The organism is Kineococcus siccus, assembly GCF_009906795.1.
GTDB classification, from domain to species: Bacteria; Actinomycetota; Actinomycetes; order Actinomycetales; family Kineococcaceae; genus Kineococcus; species Kineococcus siccus.
Window position 1 is genome coordinate 1 of the sequence record NZ_JAAALN010000217.1, and the last position, 6,781, is coordinate 6,781.

Consider the following 6,781-nt stretch of genomic DNA (forward strand, 5'->3'; position numbering starts at 1 on the left):
GTCGGGCCCGGCGGTCTGCCGCAGGCCCTGGCTGATGACGCCGGGCAGCGTGCTCGACGTCGGGGAGACGAGCGCGGGGTCGACCGTGACGCCCGGCGGGCGCACGGGCCCGTCGAGGGCCTGGGCGCCGTCGGAGGTGCCGGTGCCGACGCCGACGACCCCGCCGCCGTCGGAGGACGTTCCCTCGACGTCCTGACGGCGCCGTACCATCGAGGTCGTGAGCGTGCAGCCCCGCAGTGACGGACCGTCCACCGCCTCGTCGTCCGAGGACCCGGGGCCCTTCGGCCAGATGGGCCTCACCTACGACGACGTGCTCCTGCTGCCGGGGGAGTCCGACGTCGTGCCCTCGGAGGTCGACGCCTCCACCCGCGTCTCCAAGCGCGTCACGCTGCGCATCCCGCTGCTGAGCTCGGCCATGGACACCGTGACCGAGTCCCGGATGGCCATCGCCATGGCCCGCCAGGGTGGCCTGGGAGTGCTGCACCGCAACCTGTCCGCGGAGGAGCAGGCGAACCAGGTCGACCTCGTGAAGCGCTCCGAGTCCGGCATGGTGACCTCCCCGATCACGACGACGCCCGACGCGACCCTCGCCGACGTCGACGTCCTGTGCGGGCGCTACCGGATCTCCGGCGTCCCCGTCGTCGACCCCGACGGGACCCTCGTCGGCATCGTCACCAACCGCGACCTGCGCTTCGAGTCGGACTTCAGCCGGCCCGTGCACGAGGTCATGACGCGGATGCCGCTCGTCACCGCCCCCGTGGGCGTCTCGCCCGAGGACGCGATGCAGCTGCTGCGCTCCCACAAGGTCGAGAAGCTGCCGATCGTGGACGGCCGCGGCCGCCTGACGGGCCTCATCACCGTCAAGGACTACGTCAAGAGCGAGCAGTACCCGCTGGCGACGAAGGACCCCGACGGCCGGCTGCGCGTCGCCGCGGCCATCGGCATCTTCGAGGACGCCTGGAAGCGCGCCATGCTCCTCGTCGACGCGGGCGTCGACGTCCTCGTGGTCGACATGGCGCACGGGCACTCCCGCGCGGTGCTGGAGATGATCTCCCGGCTCAAGGCCGACGGCGCGGCCGCGCACGTCGACGTCGTGGGCGGCAACGTGGCGACCCGGGCCGCGGCCCAGGCGCTGGTCGACGCGGGCGCCGACGGCATCAAGGTCGGCGTGGGCCCGGGCTCGATCTGCACGACCCGCGTGGTCGCCGGGGTCGGCGTCCCGCAGGTCACCGCGATCCACGAGGCGGCGAAGGCGGCCCGCCCGGCCGGGGTCCCGGTGATCGGCGACGGCGGCCTGCAGTACTCGGGCGACATCGCCAAGGCGCTCGTGGCGGGGGCCGACACGGTCATGCTGGGCTCGCTGCTCGCGGGCTGCGACGAGAGCCCGGGCGACCTGGTGTTCGTCAACGGCAAGCAGTTCAAGTCCTACCGGGGCATGGGCTCGCTGGGGGCGCAGCAGACGCGCACCGGCGGCCGCTCGTTCTCCAAGGACCGCTACTTCCAGAACGACGTGGCCTCCGACGACCGCTTCGTCCCCGAGGGCATCGAGGGTCAGGTGCCCTACCGCGGTCCGCTCGCGGCCGTCGCCCACCAGCTCGTCGGCGGGCTGCGGCAGTCGATGTTCTACGCGGGGGCCCGCACGGTGCCGCAGCTGCAGGACGTGGGCCGGTTCGTCCGGATCACGCCCGCCGGGCTGAAGGAGAGCCACCCGCACGACATCCAGATGACGGTCGAGGCGCCAAACTACTCCGGGCGCTGACGGAGGCGCTGACGCAGGCGCTGACGCAGGCGGAGGGCCTCCCGCGCAGCGGGTAGCCTTCCCTCTCGTGCATGAGATCGAGATCGGCCGCGGCAAGCGGGGCAGGCGCGCCTACAGCTTCGACGACATCGCCATCGTCCCCAGCCGCCGCACGCGCGACCCCGAGGACGTCTCCACCTCCTGGCAGATCGACGCCTACCACTTCGAGATCCCGGTGCTGTCGGCGCCGATGGACTCGGTCGTCTCGCCGGCCACGGCGATCGCCCTGGGGCGCCTCGGCGGGCTGGGCGTGCTGGACCTCGAGGGCCTCTGGACGCGCTACGAGGACCCCGAGCCGCTGCTCGCCGAGATCGCCGCGCTCGACGCGGCCGTCGCGACGCGCCGCATGCAGGAGATCTACGCCGAGCCGATCCAGCCCGAGCTGATCACCCGCCGCCTCGCCGAGGTCCGCGACGCGGGCGTCACCGTCGCGGGCGCGCTCTCGCCGCAGCGCACGCAGGAGTTCTGGAAGGTCGTCGTCGACGCGGGTGTCGACCTCTTCCTCATCCGGGGCACCACGGTCTCCGCCGAGCACGTCTCCGGCAGCAGCGAGCCCCTGAACCTCAAGCGCTTCATCTACGAGCTCGACGTGCCCGTCGTGGTGGGCGGCTGCGCCACCTACACCGCGGCGCTGCACCTGATGCGCACGGGCGCGGCGGGCGTCCTCGTGGGGTTCGGCGGCGGGGCCGCGCACACCACGCGCACGACCCTGGGCATCCACGCGCCGATGGCGAGCGCCGTGGCCGACGTGGCCTCCGCGCGCCGCGACTACATGGACGAGTCCGGGGGCCGCTACGTGCACGTCATCGCCGACGGCGGCGTCGGGACGTCCGGCGACATCGTCAAGGCCGTGGCGTGCGGTGCGGACGCCGTGATGATCGGGGCGGCGCTCGCCCGGGCGACCGAGGCCCCCGGCCGCGGCTGGCACTGGGGGCCCGAGGCGCACCACGCCGTGCTGCCGCGCGGCGAGCGCGTGCACGTCGGCACGGTCGCGCCGCTCGCGGAGATCCTCACGGGCCCCGGCCGCGCGGCCGACGGCACGACCAACCTCGTCGGCGCGCTGCGCCGGTCGATGGCGACCACGGGCTACTCCGACGTCAAGGAGTTCCAGCGCGTCGAGGTCGTCGTCTCGCCGTACCAGCCGACCTGACGCGGGCCGGGTGGAGTCGCGCCGGCGGGGGAGCGGGCGTCAGAAGCCGCCGCCGCCCGGCAGCATCCAGGCGTTGCGGCCGATCGCGCGCAGGGCGGCGCTCGAACCGTCGACGGCGGGCCCCTGACCCGCGCGCAGGGTGTCGTCGCGGACGGCCGGTCGGCGTCGACGGCGCAGTGCCCGCACCGCCGTCGTGCTCAGGGCCACGGTCAGCAGCGTCATGAGGACGAGCAACAGGACCAGCTCCGTCGTCGGCATGGCCCCAGCATGCGCCCCCTCCGGCGGCGGCACCAGGGCTTCTGCGTCGTCGGCTCCCGCGGTGTCCGGTCAGCCGCCGTGCCAGGACCGCCACAGCGCGGCGTAGGGCCCGCCGGCGTCGACGAGCTCGTCGTGGGTGCCGAGCTCGGTGATGCGCCCCGCCTCGACGACCGCGATCCGGTCCGCGTCGTGCGCCGTGTGCAGCCGGTGCGCGATCGCGACGGTCGTGCGGCCCTCGAGCACGGCGGCGAGCGTCCGCTCCAGGTGCCGGGCGGCGTTCGGGTCGAGCAGGGACGTCGCCTCGTCCAGCACGAGGGTGTGCGGGTCGGCCAGCACGAGCCGGGCCAGCGCGACCTGCTGGGCCTGGGCCGCGGAGAGGGTCACGCCCTTCTCGCCCACCGGCGTCTGCAGCCCCTCGGGCAGCGCGCGCGCCCAGTCCAGCGCGTCGACCGCGTCGAGGGCGGCCTCGACGGTCGCGTCGTCCGCCTCCGGCAGGGGCAGCGCCACGTTGTCGCGCAGCGTGGCGGCGAAGACGTGCCGCTCCTGCGTGACCAGCGCGACCTGCCGGCGCATCTCGTCCAGCGGCAGCCCCGTGACCTCGGCGCCGCCGACGCGCACGGACCCCTCGGTGGGCGGGGTGATGCCGGCCAGCAGCCGCCCGAGCGTGGACTTGCCGGCGCCCGTCGGACCGACGACGGCGAGGCGCTCGCCCGGCGTCAGGCGCAGGGACACGCCGGCGAGGACGGGCCGGTCGGCGGTGTAGGAGTAGCCGACCCGGTGCGCGGAGACCTCGTCGGAGTCCGGGGTGTCGCCGCTGACGGTGCGGTCCGCGGCGACGGCCGACAACCCCACGACGCGGGCGAACGACGCCTGGCCCACCTGCAGCTCGTCCCACCAGATCAGCAGCTCGTTGATGGGGCCGACGAGCTGGCGCAGGTACAGCACCACGGCGGTGACCTGCCCGACCGTCGCGAGGTCGTGGCGCACGAGGTAGCCGCCCCACACCAGGGCCGCGACGACGGGCAGCAGGTAGGACATCTCGATGGTCGGGAACCACACGGTGCGCAGCCGCAGCGTGTAGCGCTCCTTCACCACGGTGGTGCCGATCACCCTGTCCAGCAGCCCGATGCGGTGCTCGGCGAGCGACAGCGCCTCGACGGTGCGGACGTTCTCGACGTTCTCGCCCAGCGTCGTGGAGATCCGTCCCCACGACGCACGCTCCGCCGCGTAGGCCGGTTGCGCGCGGCGCAGGTACCAGCGGGTGCCCAGCAGCAGCCCGGGCACGCCCGCGACGATCGCGAGCGCGACCAGCGGGCCGGACAGGAACGCCGCGACGACCGTGAACACCGTGGTGACGCAGGCGACGAGGATCGCCGGGGCGCCGTAGCGCACGGTGTAGCTCAGGGCGTCGACGTCGTTGGTGGTGCGTGAGACCAGGTCGCCCGTGCCCGCCTGCTCGACGACCGAGAGGGGGAGCGTCGTGGCGCGGTCGAGGAACTCCTCGCGCAGCTGCGCGAACACCTGCTCGGCGAGCACGAGGGAGCGCTTGCGGGCCACGCGGGCCAGGACGGCCTGCGCGACCACGGCCGCCACGAGCAGCCCCACGGCGACGTCGATGGCGCGCTGCACGCCGCCGGGGTCCGCGACGCCCGAGCGCACGGACGCCACGACGTCGTCGACGAGACCGCCCAGCAGCCACGGCCCCGCGAGACCCGCGAGGGCCGCCGCGGAGTGCAGGCCCAGCATGACCAGGCCCGCCCGCCGGTGCTCGCGCACCAGGCGCCGCACGTCGCGCAGGACGTGGGCGCGGTCCGCGACCGGCAGGGTCGTCGGGTCGGCCGTCGCGAGGGGGTCGAGCGTCTCGTCGGGCGCCTCGGCGGGGCTCACGCGTGCTCCTCGGTGCGGGGGCGGGGCGGCCCGGCCGGCTGCGGTCGGGTCTGGGGAGGGACGGCGGCTGCGGCGTCGCGCGTCACGAACCGGCGGTAGTCGGCGTGCCGCTCGAGCAGCTCCTCGTGGCGGCCGACGGCCGTGACGCGCCCGTCGCGCACCCACGCCACGGCGTCGGCGTGCGGCAGGACGAGCGGGCTGGCCGTCGCGACGACGGTCGTGCGACCCGCGCGGGCCGCGTGCAGCCGGGCGGCGATCCGGCCCTCGGTGTGGGCGTCCACCGCGCTGGTCGGCTCGACCAGCACGAGGTTCTCGGGGTCGCGCAGCAGGACCCGCGCCAGCGCCAGGCGCTGGCGCTGCCCGCCGGACAGGGACCGCCCCCGCTCGGTGACGACCGCCGCGAGCCCGCCGTCCACCGCCTCGAGGACGTCGGTCGCGTCGGCGACCCGCAGGACGTGCAGCAGGTCGGCGTCGGGGTGGGCGCGCTCGGGGTCGACCTGCTCGCGCAGGGTGCCGCTGAACAGCTGGGCGTCGTCCTCGGCCAGCAGCACGCGGCGGCGGACCTCGGCCACGGGCAGGTCCCGCAGCGCGACGCCCGCGAGCGTGGCCTCGGTGTCGTCGTCGAAGCGCGTGAGCCGGCGGCCCAGCTCCGCGGCGAACTCGGGCGGGTCGCTGACGACCGCGGTGAAGCGGCCCGCGGGCGCGCTGACGCCCGAGACGGGGTCGGCCAGCGCGCCCGCCGGGGCGCTCGCGGTCCCGGCGTCGGCGACGAGCGGGCGCACGCCGAGCAGCGTCGTCAGGCGCCGGGCCGCGACGAGCGCGCGGGCGTACTTGTCGGCGGACTCCACGAGCATGCGCAGCGGCGAGGTGAGGAAGGCCGCGTAGCCGTACAGCGCGACGAGCTCGCCGGGGCTCACCTCGCCGCGCACCGTGGCGCGGGCCCCGGCCCACACGAGCGAGGCCACGAGCAGCCCGGGCACGAGGATCTGCAGCGCCTCGAGGCTCGCCTCCCACGTCGCCACCCGCACGCCCGCGGCGCGGACCCGCTGGCTCTGCACGTGGTAGCGGTCGAGGAACATCTGCTCGCCGCCGACGCCGCGCAGGATCCGCAGGCCGCGCACGGTGTCGGTGCCCAGCGAGGTGAGCTCGCCGGTCAGCGTGCGGTGCAGGCGCTGGCGGGCCTGCAGCGGGCGCAGGACGAGCAGCAGCAGCACGAGGACGACGGGGATGCCGACGAGGACGAGCAGCCCCAGCGGCACCGACGTCTGCAGCACGAGGACGGCCACGACGACGACGGCCACGAGCGACGCGACCGCGCGCTGGGTGACGTCGAAGGCGTCGGCGAGGCGCGGCCCGTCGGAGGCGATGCTCGCGAGCACCTCGCCCTGGGGCAGGTCGCGGCTGACCGCGGTGCCCGAGCGCGCGGTGTGGCGCCCGACCTGCTGCAGGGTCCGGAAGCACGCGGTCAGCCAGTTGGTCACGCCGTAGCGGTGCCGCACCACGGCGGACACGGTCGTGACGACGGCAAGCGCCAGGACGACGCCGGCCCAGCGCAGCAGCGCGCGGTCGTCGCCCGTGAGGACCCCCTCGTCGAGCGCGCGGCCGATCGCGGCGGGCAGGACCGCCTGCGAGAGCAGCCAGACGACGCCGAAGAGGGTGCCGACGAGCAGCGACCCCCACTGCTGCGC

6 protein-coding genes are annotated in these 6,781 nt (G+C 75.4%); 2 read left to right on the forward strand and 4 right to left on the reverse strand.

Going from position 1 to position 6,781, the window contains the following annotated elements:
- Window positions 1–210: hypothetical protein (locus GTR02_RS18260; RefSeq protein WP_166608911.1), on the reverse strand; the 210-nt coding region annotated here is incomplete at its 3' end.
- Window positions 211–289: 79 nt separating this feature from the next.
- Between GTR02_RS18260 and guaB the strand changes: the two genes are divergently transcribed.
- Window positions 290–1,759, forward strand: a complete 1,470-nt coding sequence (gene guaB, locus GTR02_RS18265; RefSeq protein WP_166608915.1) for an IMP dehydrogenase — start codon at window positions 290–292, stop codon at window positions 1,757–1,759.
- A 67-nt stretch (window positions 1,760–1,826) separates the two neighbouring features.
- Window positions 1,827–2,948: a GuaB3 family IMP dehydrogenase-related protein gene (locus GTR02_RS18270; protein WP_166608912.1), complete on the forward strand. Its 1,122-nt coding sequence runs from the start codon at window positions 1,827–1,829 to the stop codon at window positions 2,946–2,948.
- A 39-nt stretch (window positions 2,949–2,987) separates the two neighbouring features.
- Here GTR02_RS18270 and GTR02_RS18275 read toward each other — a convergent pair whose 3' ends face one another.
- The 3 genes from GTR02_RS18275 to GTR02_RS18285 form a co-directional block, all read right to left on the reverse strand.
- Window positions 2,988–3,206: a hypothetical protein gene (locus tag GTR02_RS18275; RefSeq protein ID WP_166608913.1), complete on the reverse strand. Its 219-nt coding sequence runs from the start codon at window positions 3,204–3,206 to the stop codon at window positions 2,988–2,990.
- 69 nt (window positions 3,207–3,275) lie between these two features.
- Complete coding sequence (locus tag GTR02_RS18280) at window positions 3,276–5,093, reverse strand: ABC transporter ATP-binding protein (RefSeq protein WP_338073909.1); 1,818 nt, start codon at window positions 5,091–5,093, stop codon at window positions 3,276–3,278.
- Window positions 5,090–6,781, reverse strand: a 1,692-nt coding sequence (locus GTR02_RS18285; RefSeq protein ID WP_166608914.1) for an ABC transporter transmembrane domain-containing protein, incomplete at its 5' end; no start/stop codon positions are given. The genes GTR02_RS18285 and GTR02_RS18280, both read right to left, overlap by 4 nt.

What these genes read in the sequence shown, in the direction of transcription:
- GTR02_RS18275 (WP_166608913.1), bottom strand. Translation starts at nt 3,206, where the DNA reads ATGCCGACGACGGAGCTGGTCCTGTTGCTCGTCCTCATGACGCTGCTG.
- guaB (WP_166608915.1), top strand. Translation starts at nt 290, where the DNA reads ATGGGCCTCACCTACGACGACGTGCTCCTGCTGCCGGGGGAGTCCGAC.